This is a genomic window from Streptomyces sp. NPDC046859 (assembly GCF_040645135.1).
Lineage (GTDB): Bacteria > Actinomycetota > Actinomycetes > Streptomycetales > Streptomycetaceae > Streptomyces.
Map to the genome: position 1 here is coordinate 116406 of NZ_JBEYXR010000020.1, position 13788 is coordinate 130193.

The following is a 13788-nucleotide window of genomic DNA, read 5'->3' on the forward strand; positions in this document are numbered from 1 at the left end:
ATACACCTAGGTCCGTGGGACGACGTCCTTGACGTACACGAGGCCGTCGAGGGCCGCCAGGTGCGCCGGGTCCAGAGGGGCGTAGCCGAACCACGGGGACACGCGCGGCGCGGGCGGCGGATCGCCGAGGGCGGCGGTCAGCCGTTCGACGTCGACGAGGCCGGCCTCCCCTGCGAGTCCGTACAGCAGCCCCTCGACGGACCCCGGAGGCGGGGTGTCCACGCCCCGGTGCCGTATGGTCCCGACCGCCGTGGCCAGGACGGCGTACCCGGCACCGAGCCGGGCGTCCACGAGCGCGCCGGCGCTCCACCATTCCACCCGGCCCTGCAACATCGTCATGCTGCTCCTCGGGCGCTGGAGGTGGGAGTTGTGGGCGGCGACGAGCACCGGTGCCCGTTCCGCGAGGGCCAGGAGGTTCTGCGCCATCATCAGGTCCCGCAGCGCGCACAGCCGGGTCATCCGGGCCGGTGAGGGGTCCGCCATGGCGTGGTGGTAGCGCAGCAGGCCGGTGGCCGTCCGCGCGTACAGGCGGGCGTGGTCCCAGGCGTCGGGCGGCAGGGCGGCGGTCAGGTGCGGTGCCTGCGTGTCGAGCAGGGCCACCAGATCGTCGGTGAGCAGCCGCAGTTCGCGGGCTTCGGCGGACCGGCCCACGGAACGGGCCGGGTCGAGCATGGCGTCGGGGTCGGTCCACCGGTCGTCGTCCCCGAGCAGCCGGTCCAGGGTCTCGACGGTGCACGGCAGCAGTCCGGGTTCCACCTGGGCGGCGAGCCGGCCGTGCAGTTCCAGGAGGGCCCGGCGCGGGGAGTCGGCGGCGGTGATCTCCAGCGGGCCGTCGCAGCCGGCGAAGCGGACGTGCTCGCCGGAGGGCCGGCCCTCGTTGTGGGCGCGCATCCACCGCACGAGGTCACGGTTGCCGGCGTGGGCGCCCCAGCCGTGCCCGAACCCGTGCTCCATGGCCGCGTCGAGCGTGCCCTCCCCCGTGGTGACGTACGCGTCCACGGCCAGGGCCCGCAGGCAGTCGCTCTCGAGCGCGATGGTACGGAAGCCCTCCTGCTCGACGAGTTGCCGGAAGAGGTGGTTGCGGACGGCGAGCAGGGCGTCCTCTCCGTGCGTGGGCTCGCCCAGGGCGAGGACGCGGGGCCGGGCGGGGAGCAGCGGCAGGAGGGCCGCGGCGTCGAGGGGGCGGGTGAGGTCCTTGAGGTCAGAGGCCATGCCGTCAACGCTATCGTTGAAGGTTCGGTGGAGACTTTGTCCGCGATGCGGCCCGATATCCTGGCCGTCATGGGTTCCAACCTTCAAACCGGTGCACGTCTGCGGCCGATCGACCTGGCGCGCGGGGCCGGTCTGTCCACGCAGGCGGTCCGGAACTACGAGGACGCCGGCATCCTGCCGCCCGCGGCCCGCACCGACTCCGGCTACCGGGTCTACACCGCGGTGCACGCGGCGGCGCTGCGCGCCTTCCTCGCCCTGGTCCCCGGCCACGGGCACGCCACGGCGACGGCGATCATGCGGGCCGTCGGCCAGGACGCGCTGGAGGAGGCGTTCCGGCTCATCGCCGGCACTCACGCCCAGCTCCTGGAGGACCGGGCGACGCTGCGGGCGGTGGAGCGGGCGCTCGGTGACCTGGAGCCCGCGCCCCCCGCCGCTCGGGGCGGGGGCGGCCTGTTCGTCGGCCCGCTCGCACGGCAGCTCGGGGTGCGGCCCGCGACGCTGCGCGCCTGGGAGCGCGCCGGGCTGGTGCGCCCGCACCGCGACCCGCAGACCGGGTACCGCCTCTACGACGAGGCGGACGTACGCGACGCCCGTCTGATCCGCCAACTCCGGCGCGGCGGCTACCTGCTGGAGCAGATCGCGCCGCTGATCAGCCAGATCCGGGCGGCCGGTGGACTGGAGCCGCTGGAGGGGACCCTGCGCGACTGGCACGGCCGGCTGTCCGCGCGCGGGCGGGCCCTGCTGAGCGGGGCCGCCGCGCTCGAGGCGTATCTGCGGACCCGCGAGGAATGCTCCGTCGGCGTGGACCCGGACATCCGGACGGCGCGGCCGTCGTTGGACCCGGCATGAGGATCATCGCCTGCGCCGCGCTCGTCGGCGCCGCCCTGCTCACCGCCGCCCTTCCCGCCTCGGCCGACGACGGGCCGGTCGACTTCGGTCTCTTCCAGGGGGTCAACGACACGAAGGGCTCCACGACCACCGACCCGGGCCCGATCTGGCCGCCCTCCTCCGGCGGGACCGGCGCTGGCGCACCGAGGTCGGCGCTCGGCATGCTCGTGGAGGGTCTCGTACAGGGCTGACGCCTCGTGCGGTGGTGACGGCCGCCCATGACCGGGCGTCCGCCGGAAAGCCGTGGACGCGGGTGCCCGCGACCGCGACGAGCGCGGGCACCAGGAGCAGGAGAACGCTCCACGGCAAGGACGCGGGGGGGGCACGGCCCGAGGTCGTCGTCGCTTCGGCGCCAGTCCCCCGCGCCGGCACCCGCCATGCTCGACGGCATGAACCGACTTGAGGGAAACGTGGCCCTGGTGACGGGCGGCAGCCGGGGCATCGGTGCCGCTGTGGCGACACGCCTGGCCGAGGAAGGCGCCGATGTCGTCCTGACCTATGCGAGCGACGAGAGAGCCGCCACGGAGGTGGTGGAGCGGATCAGGGCCGCAGGGCGCCGGGCGCTGGCCGTCCGGGCCGACAGCGCCCGCCCGGAGGCGGTCACCGCCGCCGTCGACGAGGCCGTGGAGAGGTTCGGCAGACTCGACATCCTGGTCAACAACGCCGGTGTCTTCCTCGTCGGCCCGCTCGAGGAGCTCGGGCCGGCCGAGATCGAGCGCACCCTGGCGGTGAACGTCCGGGCGCCGTTCGCGGCGAGCCGGGCGGCCGCGCGCCACATGGGGCGGGGCGGCCGCATCATCAGCATCGGCAGCAATGTCGCCGAGCGCGCGGTCTTCCCGGGACTGGCGCTGTACGCGATGAGCAAGACGGCTCTGGTGGGGATGACGAAGGGCTTGGCCCGGGAGCTCGGCCCGCGTGGGATCACCGTCAATCTGGTGATCCCCGGCCCCACCGACACCGGCGCCAACCCGGCCGACGGGCCGAACGCCGATGTGATCGCCGGCTTCACCGCGGTGGGCCGTTATGCGCAGGCGTCCGAGATCGCGGCCACCGTCGCCCACGTGGCCGGTGCGGACGGCGCGTACATCACGGGGGCGTCCCTGCCCGTCGACGGCGGCTTCACCGTCTGACCCGGCGGCGGTGTGCTCACCGCTCCGCCAGCGCCGGGGTCAACCCCGCCCACGGGTTGGGCAGATCACCCGTCACCGGGCCGCAGACGCCTGCGCCCCGCTCACCCGCCGTGCGCAGGGCGAGCGGGACCAGGGGGCGCGGCACGCCGTAGACCAGGTGGCACAGGCGGGCGGCGGGGACGCGTTCCGTCCAGGCGGGGCGGGTGAAGTCCGCGACGTACCGGGACCAGGGGCCCTCGAAGGTGACCGTGAGGTCGGCGAGGCGGGCGTAGCCGGGGGCCGGGTGGACGCCCGGGTTGAGGACGACCGTCGAGGCGCCGAGGCGGCGGACCGCGCGGACCAGGCGGCGGCACTCCGGAAGAGCCTCGGGGGCCGCCGGTGTCTGGTCGAGGAAGCAGCCGTCGACGCCGTACCACTCCCGGTGCCGGCGCAGGTCGGCGGTGACCTCGGCGGGTCGGCGGGTCCCGTAGTCCGTGTCCAGGTAGCCGAGGAGGCGGGCGCCCGCCGCGCGCAGCGCCTCGGCCGCCTTGGCGAACGCCGGGTCGGGGGTGCTGCCGGGGCCGTTCGCCGGATTCAGCACGACCGCGTAGGTGCGGGAGGCGCAGGTGATGAGCCGGTGCCAGGCGCCCGGGTCCTCGGCCGGGTGCACGTACAGCGGGATCAGCAGGCTCACCGCGTTCGTACCTCCTCGGGGCGGCGGGTGGCGGCCTCCCACAGCGCCGCCACGGACGAGGTGAGGGGGTGGTCGGGGGTCCAGCCCAGGGCGTCGCGGGCGGCGGTGATGTCGGAGCACTGCCAGGAGACCTGCGCGGACCGGGCGGAGCCGACGGTCCCGGCCTCGGCGATCCGGCCCCGGAATCCGGCGGCGTCGGCGAGGGCGCGCACGAGGTCGCGGACCGGCCGGGCGTCGCCAGCGCCGATGTTCAGCACGGGCGGCAGCGGTCCCTCGGCGGTGGCGGCCAGCGCGGCCGCCCGGGCCACGTCGCGGACGTCCACGAAGTCGCGGTGTGCGGACAGGTCCCCGAGCCGGAGCGCCGCCTCCGGGTCGTCGCCCGCCTCCGCGAGGAGGGCCGCGACCCGGCCGGGCAGCCCGGTGGGCGGGGCTCCCGCGCCCACCGGGTTGCCCACCCGCAGGACCACCGAGTCCAGACCGGACGCCGTCACCGCCACCGTGCCGGCCAGCTTGGTCGCGCCGTACGGGCCGGCGGGCCGGGTGGCCGCCGACTCCGGGACCCGCACCCCCGGTTCGGTGGGACCGTACTCGGCGGCCGAGCCCAGATGGACCAGGCGTGCCCCCGGTGCCGCCTCCCGCAGCGCCGCGCACAGCACGGCCGGGCCGCGGGCGTTCACCTCGGCCAGGGTGACGGCGTCGCCGCCGGTCGCGCCCGCGCAGTTGACGACGGCGTCGGGCGCGGCCTCGGCCAGTGCCGCCGCGAGGTCCCGTGGGCGCGCGGCGGCGAGGTCGACGGTGACGTCGGCGGCGAGGGAGCGGCCGGCCACGAGGACCCGTGCGCCGGGCAGCGCGCGCAGCCGCTCGACGACATGCGTGCCGAGGTAGCCGGTGGCACCGAGTACGAGGAGGTGCACGGTGGTTCAGGCCCCCTTGAGCAGGAGCGACTTGCGGCTGGTGAACTCCGCGTTGGCGCGGTCGTAGTCGTCGGGGCGGCCGATGTCGAGCCAGTAGCCGTCGAACTCGTAGGCGTGCGGAGGGCGTCCGGCGGCGAGCAGGTCCGTGACGAGTTCGTCGAAGCCGAGGGGCAGTCCGGGGGTGTAGCCGTCGAGGGTGGGCCGGGAGACACCGTAGACGCCCATGGACACCCGGTAGTCGATGCTGGGCTTCTCGGTGAAGGCGACCACCCGGCTGGCGTCGGTCGTCAGCACCCCGAAGTCGATGTGCACCTTGCGCGCGTACGTGGCGATCGTCAGGGGGGTGCCGGACGCCGCGTGGGAGCGCAGGACGTCGGCGTAGTCGAGGTCGGTGAGGACGTCGCCGTTCATGACGAGGAAGTGCTCGGGGAGGCGGTCGCGCAGCGCGAGCAGCGGCCCCATGGTGCCGAGCGGGCTCTCCTCGGTGGCGTAGTCGACGCTCATGCCCCACTGGGAGCCGTCGCCGACGTAGGCGCGGATGATCTCGCCGAGGTGGCCGATGGCGAGGGTGCAGCGGGTGAAGCCGGCCGTGGACAGCTGGCGCAGCACGATCTCCAGGATGGCGTGCTGGTCGCCGATGGGGACGAGCGGCTTGGGCAGCGCGGTGGTGTACGGCCGCAACCGGACGCCCTTTCCACCGGCGAGGATCACTGCGTGCATGGCATACCTCCTGCGGTACGAGCCGGGCGGGTCAGATGTTGTAGATGCCGGTCTTGTAGCGGGCCAGGTTGGCGGGGTCGGTGAACCACCGCGCGGTGCGCGCCAGTCCCTCCTCGAGCGTGTTCCGCGGCCGCCACCCGGTGGCCGCGGTGAGCCGGCTCGCGTCGGCGACGAGCCGCATCACCTCGGAGGCGGCGGGCCGCAGCCGCACGGGGTCCTCCTGGACGTCGAGAGGGGCGTCCATCACCTTGCCGACCAGCGCGACCAGGTCGCCGACGGAGATCTCGCCGCCGGTCCCGGCGTTGAAGGTGCGGCCGACGACCTGCTCGGCCGGTGCGGTGCCGACGGCGAGGAAGGCCCGCGCGGTGTCCTCGACGAAGGTGAAGTCGCGGGTGGGACGCAGGTCGCCGAGGGTGATCGTGCGTTCCCCGGCGGCCACCTGACCGATGACGGTGGGGATCACGGCGCGCATCGACTGGCGGGGGCCGAAGGTGTTGAACGGGCGCAGCGTCACCACCGGGGTGCCGAAGCTGGCGTGGTAGCTGTCGGCGAGCCGGTCGCCGCCGGCCTTCGAAGCGGCGTACGGCGACTGGGTGTTGATGGGATGGTCCTCGGTGATCGGCACGGTCCGCGCGGTGCCGTACGTCTCGCTCGTGGACGTGTGCACCAGGCGCGGGATCCCGAGGGCGCGGACGGCCTCCAGCACGTTGAGGGTGCCGGTGACATTGGTGTCCACGTAGCTGTGCGGGGCCTGGTAGGAGTACGGGATCGCGATGAGCGCGGCGAGGTGGTAGGCGCAGTCGGCGCCGTCCAGCAGGCCGCGCACCGAGCCGGGGTCGCGTACGTCGCCGAGGACGACCTCGACCTGGTCCAGCACGTCGGCGGGCAGGGTCTCCAGCCAGCCGTAGGAGGAGAACGAGTTGTACTGGGCCATGGCGCGCACGCGGTGGCCGGAGGCGACGAGGGCCTCGGTGAGGTGCGAGCCGATGAAGCCTTCGGCGCCGGTGACGGCGGCGAGCGGGGCGGAGGTCAACTCTCGGTCCTTTCGTCGTGGTGGCCGGACGCGGGCCCGGTGCGGTCGGGACGCGGGGCTCCGGCGGTCCGATGGGGTGATGCGGAGGGTCAGGCGTGCGGGGAGGGCCGGCCGAGCAGGCGCAGGGCGCAGACCGCGAGACAGAACGCGGCCGCGGCGCACACCGCCGGCAGGACGGCCGGCGCGCCCGGCGGGTCCAGGACGGTGACCGTGCCGGCCGTTCCGGCGGCGGTGAGGCAGAGCAGGGCGGGCGGCCAGGCCGTGCCGAACGCCTGCAGCAGCAGGGCGGTCCACAGGGTGGCCGCGAGCAGCAGGGGGGTGGCCGGGTCCGCGCCGTTGAGCAGTGCGGCGGGCAGCAACAGCAGAAGGTAGGCGCCCAGGCAGCCGGCGAGGACACCGGCCGAGCGCAGCAGGAACCCGCCGGGGGTCGCGCTGGTGCGCAGCGCGGCGACGGACCAGCCGCGGTAGCGGTACAGCAGCCATTCGGCGGGCCCCATGCTGAGGGTCAACGCGATGACGGCGTACGGCTGCCGGCGGCCGGTGAGGACGACGAGCACGGCGGCGGCGAGGCCGAACAGGCCGTACGGCAGGGAGGCGCGTACGGGGGTGCGCGGTGCGTGCGGGGCGGGTGGGCAGGTGCGGCCCTTCCCCAGGACGTGGCCGGCGGCGGCCAGGGTGGCGACGAGCGCGAGCAGGGGCAGCCCGGCCCGCATGAGTGGTCCGGGTTCCCACCACGGCAGGACGGCGGCGCCGGCGACGAGCGGGCTGAGTGCCGCGAGCAGCAGCCTCTCCCGGGCGAGCACGAGCAGGACGCCCGCGGCGGCCAGGTACAGCGACTGGCCGGCGGCGACCGCGAGGGCCAGGGCGTCCGGGCCGGGGACCAGCGCGAGGGCCGTCGCCGTGGCGGCCCCCAGCAGCGACCCAGTGAGCAGGGTGCCGCACGCCTCCCGGCGTCCTGTCACGAGCCGCAGGTGGGCGCGGTGGCCGAGGGCCTGCCCCCAGGCCCAGGAGGCGATGCCCGCCACGATCAGGACGGGGGCGTACCGGCCGAGCGGCCACAGCGGGGCGGTCAGCAGATGGGCGAGGGCGGGCAGGGCGAACAGCACGCCGCGCAGCAGGCAACGCAGGGTGTCGGGCCGCCACGGGTCGGGGGCGGGCGGTGGTTCGGGGAACGTCCGGGGCACCCGCTCGTAGAGGGCGGTGGCCAGGGAGAACAGGTCCGGGTGCCCGTACCGCTCCTTGACGACGGACGCGGACAGGCCCTCGGCCTCCAGCAGGGCGGCCACTTCGTAGGGGTGGACGGCGGGCCCTATGGCGTCGGCCAGTTCGGCGGCCAGGGTGCTGACGGCCTCCTCGTCGGGGCCCCGGCCGGGCAGCCGGACGGCGAGCGTGGCGTCGTCCAGGGCCCAGCGCGGGCGGCGGCGCGGCGGGCGGGGTGTGGCCAGCCGCAGGGCGAGCGTGTCGCGTCCGTCGCCGCCGGGTTCGAGGGACAGGGGGCCGCTCATCCGGTGAGGCTCCCGGTGCCGGTGACCGCCGGGGCGGGCAGGATGACCCGGGTGGGCGGGGGTGCCGTCCCGGTGGCCAGTTCGTGGTAGATGCCGCGGAACGTGTCGATGGTCTGCCGCAGGGTGAACTGCTCGATGACCCGCAGCCGTGCGGCCTCCCCCATCGCCCGGCGGCGTCCGGGGTCGCCGAGGAGTTCGAGCGCGGCGGCGGCCATGGCGGCCGGGTCCCGCGGCGGCACGACGAGTCCGGTGTCGCCGACGGCCTCGCGGACGCCGCCGACGTCGGTGGACACGGTGGCCCGGCCGCACGACATGGCCTCGATCAGGGTGAAGGGGAAGCCTTCGCTGATGCTGGACAGCATGACCACGGTGCCGGCGGCGTAGGCGTCCTTGATGTCGTCGACGCGGCCTTCGAAGGTCACCGCGTCGGCGTGCCCGAGTTCGGCGGCGAGGGCCTCGCAGCGTTCCCGGTAGGCCTCGCCGCCGCGCGGGGTGCCGCCGAACAACCGCAGCCGGACGTCGGGGCGTTGTCCCCGGACGAGGGCGAAGGCGCGGATGAGGGTCTCCAGGTCCTTGATGGGGTCGACTCGTCCGGCCCAGCTCAGGGTGGGGGTCCCGGGTTCCGGGCCGGCCGGGGGGAAGGCGGCCGGGTCGACCCCGTTGTAGACGGTGCGGATCGCGGCGGGGTCGGCACCGCCCTGCTCCTCCCAGAGCCGGTTGTAGCGGTTGCCCGGGGTGATGAGTGCCGCCTGGCGGTAGCTCTCCTGCGCGAGCAGCCTGAAGAAGCCGAGGACGACCGCCTTGACGGGCCAGCGGTAGGCCGCGGTGCGGTAGCCCAGGTAGCGCTCGCGCAGGTAGACGCCGTGCTCGGTGAGCAGCAGCGGGACGCCGTACCGTTCGCGGGCCGCGAGGCCCGGCAGGACGGCGACGCCGCCGCTGACGGCGTGCGCGACGCCGTCCCGCGGGGGGGGCGCGGCGAGCGGCCGCAGCGCGTGTTCCAGCAGGGCGGTGGCGGTGAGCGCGTCGTGCAGCGTCGGCCGCGCCTCGCGTACGGCCAGGCCGGGGCGGGTCCATACGGCGGTGAGGATGCGCAGGGCGGTGTCGCCCCGCAGGAACGGGCTGAGTTCGGCGGCGGCGGCCGCGCGGGCCAGGGCGTGCAGGGCGGGTGCGAAGCCGTCCTCGGCGCCGGGGTCGACGAGCGCGGTCAGGAACCGTTCGTAGGCGGTGGCGAGTCGGCGGCGGGACCGGCCGCGCGGGGGCCGGCCGTCGGGAGTGGCGCCCCACAGGGGCACGGACAGGACGTCGCGGACGTGGCCGGGCAGGTCCCAGACGAGGGGTTCCCGTCCGGTGCCGGTGACGGCGATGACGTCGAAGTCGATGTCGGGCATGCCGGTGACGAGCTGGTCGCACCAGACGCTGACGCCGCCGTGACTGTGCGGGTAGGTGCCTTCGGTGAGCAGGGTGACGCGCGCGGCGGCGGCCCGCCGCGCGGCGTGGTGAACGTGCATGGATGGGCTCCACGGCCGAGGGGTGGTGAGGGGTGCCGGCCCGGCGCGGGCGGCCGGGACGTCGCTGCGGGTGCCGGTCAGCTCCCCGTGGGCGGGACGTGCTCGGCCACGCCGGCGGGGACGCGGGCGTCGGGGGCCGGGGCGGTGGCGGGTGCGGAGCCCTCCGGGCCGCCGGGCGCGGCGGGTGCCGTGGAGGCGGGCAGGGTGAGGGTGAGCGGTCCGGCGGCCGGGGCCGTCCAGCCGGAGCGGTGTCCGGCGTACGCCTGGCCGAAGGGGGTGCCGGACCGGGTGGTGCCGTCGGGCATGGTGGCGGGGATGTCGACGCCGGCGGGGCCGTCGACGGTGACGGTGTCGCCGATCCGGTAGGCGGTGACCTGGCCGTCGTCCACGGCGGCCCGCCAGGCGGCCCGGCGGCCCTGTTCCTCGCCGATGGCCTTCATCCGCAGGTCGACCAGCGGGGTGTCCGCCGCGAACAGCGCCCCGTAGGCGTCGAGGACGCCGTCGAGGACCGGGTAGGCGATGCGCTCCTCGGCCAGGTTGGACTGGTGGATGAAGTGCGGCTTGGGGTCGTTGGCGAGGACGTGACCGAGGGCGATCTGCCGTTCCAGGGGCACGATGTGCTCGGTGTAGCCGGTGTCGGGGTCGAGCGGTGCGGGCAGGCAGGTGGTGGCCGGGTCGTCCTCGCAGATGCCGCTGCCGCCCTGGGCGCGGCTGGTGTAGATCCAGTTGTACTCGTCGACCTGCTCGGCGGCGCGGCCCGCGTTGTAGAAGACGTTCATCGGGTGGCGCGGGACCGTGGCCGCGGGGCCGACGCGGCGCCGGCCGGGTTCGCGGGAGTTGTCCGAGGCGAGCCAGGTGACTCCCGTGTCGGCGAGGGCGAGCGCCAGGTTGGGGTTGTCGTCGGGCTGCTGCGGCAGCACCTTGAGCCCGGAGTGCTCGCCGGTCACCAACTCCTCGTCGTCCAGCGGGAGTCCTGCGGACCGTCCCCAGGCGCGGTTGTGGGCGATCTCGTCGGCGATGTCGTCGCGGCCGACCCACCTGGTACTGCCGTCGGCGTTCGTCGCGCAGCGCCAGGGCACCACCGCGGTGTCCTGCTCGCAGCCGAGGAAGGCGTGCGTGTAGGTGTGGTTGATCCAGCGGAAGGCGTCGCGCCGCTCCAGGAGGCGGTCGGCGAGCGGGTCGGCGCCGGCGTGGTCCTCGCGGTGGTCGACGCTGCCGGCCGCGTTGTAGGCGAGGTCGAGCGTGAAGTCGCGTTCCCGCTGCCAGGTGACGGCGTGGTCGACGTCGGCGGGGGTCATCCTGATCGGGTCGGGTGTGGCGTCCGGGTCGGTGCAGTCGACGTCGCCGGGCGTGCAGTCGAGGCGGGAGTTCCAGCGGTCGTCGCCCGCGAGGACGTCGTCGACGTGGACGGCGAAGTAGTTGCGGGAGGCGCCGAGGTGCACACCACCGGTCATCCAGGCGACGATGCCGCGGGCCAGCAGCCGGAACTGCTGTTGGTGGCGGTTGTAGACGAACGTGACGACGAGTTCGCGTCGCCCGTCGTGCCGGTACTCCCCCACCAGCGAGCCCTGCCGGGTGGTGCCGGGGACGGACGCCTGGACGTACGGCGTGAAGTCGGCGCCCTCGGCGGGGGTGGAGAGGAAGGCGTAGCTCTCGCCGACGTCGGGCGCGTTGTCCTCGAAGGGCACCGGTCCGTCGAGGTAGCCGAACGGCCCGGACCGCCCGGCGTCCGTGACCTCGGCCCGCACCCCGTCGACGCTTCCCGAGTAGCCGCCGTTCACGGGGTAGCGCAGTCCGGCCTCGGGCCGGGCGTAGGTGTAGGCGTCGACCTGCGGGACGGCGTACTCCTGCTCGTACGCCACGAGGGCGGCCATCTCCGCCGAGCCGGCCGGGAACGGGTTGTCGTCGGGCAGGACGACCGCCTGGAACTTGGCACGGGGGCGGCCGTCCACGGTGTCCGCGAGGTAGCCGGCGTCGATCACGGGGCGGTCGGACCGGATCAGGTCGATCTCCGTGTACGGCGTTCCGCCGGTCGCCAGTTCGGCTGCGATGGCGTCGGTGGCCGGGCCTCCGTCGCTGACGACGAGCACCCGCAGGTCGATGCGGGGCGCCGGCTCCGCCGCCTGGGCGGCCGGTGTGCCGAGGGCGGCTATCAATGCGCCCGTCGTCAGCACGGTGGTGCTCAAGGTCCGCTTCATGCGGTGCTGTCCCCTCCCCGTGCAGGGGTGAGCATGGCTCCGCAGAGCGACGCACCCCCGCGCGTGACGCCGGCTTCCCCCTCAGAGACCGGTCGTCGACGCATCCGTCGCGTCAAATAGTGAGGTACCTGTGGAGCTTTCGTGCTCTTGCCGCGGAAGCTGACGGAAAAACGCAGGTTCGCCTGGCGCCGCCGATCCGGCGGGCCGTGTGCTCGGCCGCCGTTCCCCCCGGATGCCCGCCGGGGGCCCGGCGATCTCTCCGCCGCAGGTCGGCACGGAGCGGGTGGGCCGTTCCGCCGATGGGGCGGGCCGGTACGACCGCCACTGGTCTGAACCGGTCCGGCGAAGGGACACGGACCGGTTTCTGGTCATCTTTGATGACCGGTCATAGCACCTCGGACGTCCGGAACGCGGCCTTCCTGGATCAGCGGCGCGTCCACGACTCCGGCTTCCGCAGCCCGGACCGGTTCAGCGACTGCGCGCAGTGGAGGTAGCTCTCTCGTCCATGTCGAGCACGAGGGCGTGCCGCGGCCGGCGCTCCTGCCGGGTCAGGGCGTCGAAGAAGGGCGCGTCGGTGAGGATGCCGGCGCGCCCGTCGACGCGCAGCACCTGTCCGCTGCCCGGGACGAGGTGGAGCAGCCCGGCGTGCGGGTTGGCGAAGATGTCGTGGAAGCTGTCGGCGCGCCGGTTGCCCGGCCGGTCGGGCAGGGCGATCCTTCCCGGGTCGAGGACATGGGTGAAGCCGGGTTCCTCGCCCCGCGGCGACACATCGCAGTCGCCGTCGGCGTCGGCGGTCGCGAGGAGGCGGGAGGGCGAGCGGGCGATGATGTCCCGGTCCTCCTCGGCGAGCCGGTGGTGGACCTTGTCGATGACGACGGGCCAGGGCTCCCCCAGCAGTTCGCGCAGCTCTTCGCGGGAGCCGAGTCCGGCCCATCCCTCGGGGCCGGTACGGTCCGGACGGCTGCCGGAGCGTTCGGAGGTGTACGGCGAACCCGGCTCCCGGTGTGCGCTCGCGTGATGACGGCACCCGCCACGCCGGCCGGTGTGAGGGTCACCTCACCTATGCGGGTGGCCGGTTCCCGGGGCCTGGTCAGGTGCCGATGGCGGTCTCGCTGTCGGGGTGGATGGTGAGGATCTGGTCCAGCCCGACGATGCTCAGGATGCGCAGCGTGTTGGCCGGTACCGCGGCCAGCACCAGCTCCCCTCCGGCGGACCGCGCGTGGTGGTGCGCGGCGATCAGGGCGGTGATGCCGCTGGAGTCGCAGAACTCCAGGGCGCCCAGGTCGACGACGAGGCGCTGGCCCGGGCGGACGGTGATCGTGGGGAGCAGCTCGCGGAACTCGCCGGCGCTGACGTAGTCCAGGTCCCCGGCGATCGCCAGGACCGGCCCGTTCGCGGCGTCTCGAGTGCTGATCTTCAGTGCGTTCATCATGTTCTGCTCATCGTGTGCGGCTCGTCGGGTCGTCGGGTCGTCGGGACGCCGATCGCGAGAAGGGCGGTGTCGTCGTCCAGGCCGTCGCCGAACCCGGACAACAGGTCGCCGAGGGCCTCGATGACGGCGTGCGGGGGCCGGCCGGCCTGGGTGGCGGCGAAGTCCAGAAGGGCTTCGTCGCCGTAGAGGCTGGTGCGGTCCTTGCCGGTACGGGCCTCGGTGAGCCCGTCAGTGTAGAGCAGCAGGGTGTCGCCGGCGTCGAGGGTGGTGGCGGCGGCCGTGAAGGGCGCGGTGGGCAGGACGCCGACGAGCAGTCCGCCGGGGGTCGGCAGGTAGGCCGCGGTGCCGTCGGCGCGCAGCACCAGCGCGGGCGGGTGGCCGCCCGAGGCGAGGTGGACGGTGAGGCGCCCGGCGACCGGGTCGGAGTCGATCGTGCCGAAGACGGCGGTGCATTGACTTGCACCTCGGGTTGAAGCCCGGGGATTCTGGCCTTCCTGACCGGTTGCTGTGCCGCTATGCGGCACGGTTTCCGGTGGGGATTCCGTGGCTTCCTGTTTCTTCGCGCTGTGCCGGGA

Annotated in this window: 13 protein-coding genes and 1 pseudogene; 3 read left to right on the forward strand and 11 right to left on the reverse strand. The window is 74.7% G+C overall.

Annotation, left to right across the window (positions count from 1 at the left end):
* Positions 1–6: 6 nt before the first annotated feature.
* On the reverse strand, positions 7–1212 hold the full coding sequence (locus ABZ899_RS26690) for an erythromycin esterase family protein (RefSeq protein ID WP_361350679.1): 1206 nt from the start codon (positions 1210–1212) through the stop codon (positions 7–9).
* 69 nt (positions 1213–1281) lie between these two features.
* Between ABZ899_RS26690 and ABZ899_RS26695 the strand changes: the two genes are divergently transcribed.
* The 3 genes from ABZ899_RS26695 (at position 1282) to ABZ899_RS26705 (ending at position 3230) form a co-directional block, all read left to right on the forward strand.
* Positions 1282–2061: a TioE family transcriptional regulator gene (locus tag ABZ899_RS26695; protein ID WP_361350681.1), complete on the forward strand. Its 780-nt coding sequence runs from the start codon at positions 1282–1284 to the stop codon at positions 2059–2061.
* Positions 2058–2291 (forward strand): hypothetical protein, encoded by a 234-nt coding sequence (locus ABZ899_RS26700; RefSeq protein ID WP_361350683.1) that lies wholly within the window; start codon positions 2058–2060, stop codon positions 2289–2291. Before ABZ899_RS26695 ends, ABZ899_RS26700 begins: the two co-directional genes overlap by 4 nt.
* A gap of 198 nt (positions 2292–2489) precedes the next feature.
* Positions 2490–3230 (forward strand): SDR family oxidoreductase, encoded by a 741-nt coding sequence (locus ABZ899_RS26705; RefSeq protein WP_361350685.1) that lies wholly within the window; start codon positions 2490–2492, stop codon positions 3228–3230.
* Positions 3231–3246: 16 nt separating this feature from the next.
* Here ABZ899_RS26705 and ABZ899_RS26710 read toward each other — a convergent pair whose 3' ends face one another.
* From ABZ899_RS26710 to ABZ899_RS26755, 10 genes and pseudogenes are all read right to left on the reverse strand, one after another.
* The gene (locus tag ABZ899_RS26710) at positions 3247–3903 is read right to left on the reverse strand and encodes a spherulation-specific family 4 protein (RefSeq protein WP_361350687.1); all 657 of its coding nucleotides are present in this window, start codon (positions 3901–3903) and stop codon (positions 3247–3249) included.
* Positions 3900–4817, reverse strand: a complete 918-nt coding sequence (locus ABZ899_RS26715; protein ID WP_361350688.1) for an NAD(P)-dependent oxidoreductase — start codon at positions 4815–4817, stop codon at positions 3900–3902. The genes ABZ899_RS26710 and ABZ899_RS26715 overlap by 4 nt, the downstream gene beginning before the upstream one ends.
* Positions 4818–4823: 6 nt before the next feature.
* Positions 4824–5537 carry a sugar phosphate nucleotidyltransferase gene (locus ABZ899_RS26720; RefSeq protein ID WP_361350690.1) on the reverse strand — a complete coding sequence of 238 codons (714 nt, stop codon included), beginning with the start codon at positions 5535–5537 and terminating at the stop codon, positions 4824–4826.
* Between the two features lie 31 nt (positions 5538–5568).
* Positions 5569–6570 carry a GDP-mannose 4,6-dehydratase gene (locus ABZ899_RS26725; protein WP_361350692.1) on the reverse strand — a complete coding sequence of 334 codons (1002 nt, stop codon included), beginning with the start codon at positions 6568–6570 and terminating at the stop codon, positions 5569–5571.
* An 89-nt stretch (positions 6571–6659) separates the two neighbouring features.
* Positions 6660–8075, reverse strand: coding sequence for a hypothetical protein (locus ABZ899_RS26730; protein ID WP_361350693.1), 1416 nt, complete (start codon positions 8073–8075; stop codon positions 6660–6662).
* Complete coding sequence (gene pelF / locus ABZ899_RS26735) at positions 8072–9583, reverse strand: GT4 family glycosyltransferase PelF (RefSeq protein ID WP_361350695.1); 1512 nt, start codon at positions 9581–9583, stop codon at positions 8072–8074. Before pelF ends, ABZ899_RS26730 begins: the two co-directional genes overlap by 4 nt.
* Positions 9584–9660: 77 nt before the next feature.
* The gene (locus ABZ899_RS26740) at positions 9661–11781 is read right to left on the reverse strand and encodes a hypothetical protein (protein ID WP_361350696.1); all 2121 of its coding nucleotides are present in this window, start codon (positions 11779–11781) and stop codon (positions 9661–9663) included.
* A gap of 424 nt (positions 11782–12205) precedes the next feature.
* A pseudogene (locus ABZ899_RS26745) lies at positions 12206–12720 on the reverse strand (MSMEG_1061 family FMN-dependent PPOX-type flavoprotein); the annotation flags it as partial.
* A 151-nt stretch (positions 12721–12871) separates the two neighbouring features.
* A complete protein-coding gene (locus tag ABZ899_RS26750; RefSeq protein ID WP_361350709.1) occupies positions 12872–13210 on the reverse strand; it encodes an STAS domain-containing protein in 339 nt (112 codons plus the stop codon).
* On the reverse strand, positions 13210–13788 hold a 579-nt coding region (locus ABZ899_RS26755), incomplete at its 5' end, for a PP2C family protein-serine/threonine phosphatase (RefSeq protein WP_361350698.1). The genes ABZ899_RS26755 and ABZ899_RS26750, both read right to left, overlap by 1 nt.